The organism is Prevotella sp. MGM1 (assembly GCF_002933775.1).
GTDB lineage: Bacteria > Bacteroidota > Bacteroidia > Bacteroidales > Bacteroidaceae > Prevotella.
In genome coordinates this window covers 1-548 of the sequence record NZ_BEWV01000159.1, presented here as the reverse complement: position 1 = coordinate 548, position 548 = coordinate 1, and the positions used below count along the sequence as shown (strand labels likewise).

The following is a 548-nucleotide window of genomic DNA, read 5'->3' as shown; positions in this document are numbered from 1 at the left end:
ACTATATTGTTTATACCCTGTCTGGTCCAGGCCAGTGGAATCTTGTTGCCGCTCCAGAGTGGGCTAGTGGCCTTGAAGTAGATGACTCATATTTGTCTAATGGTATTATCGCTTTCTATTTTGCCGCTGACGCTCTTCCGGCAGGGGAGACCCACCGTAGCGGAAACATCGTGCTTGAACTTTATGGAAAGCAGGTTGTGATTCCTGTTCTTCAGGGTCAGGATCCAAACTCTATCGAGGATGTGACTACAAGTGCAAATGCCAAGGCTCCTGTTTATAACTTGATGGGACAGAAAGTGAATGTTGCAGCTAAAGGTCTTTTGATTAAAGATGGCAAGAAGTTCATCAAGAAATAATCACATGGCAGTAAGAGAGTGATATCTCTTTTGGGATATTATCACGATAAACGGAGATAGGGTGGTGCTCATGCGGGTGCCACCCTATTTGTTTCTCGCCCGTGTGTCATGAGTATCGTTGCGTTGCATTGAAACCACTGTCTGTGCGTTATTTCCGTATCCTTTTTATTCAGCCTCAGATGCGGGAGTCTT

Annotated in this window: 1 pseudogene; it reads left to right on the top strand. The window is 45.3% G+C overall.

What is annotated here, in order from left to right:
* Positions 1-356: pseudogene (locus tag MoGM_RS13005) on the top strand (hypothetical protein); the annotation flags it as partial.
* Positions 357-548: the final 192 nt, after the last annotated feature.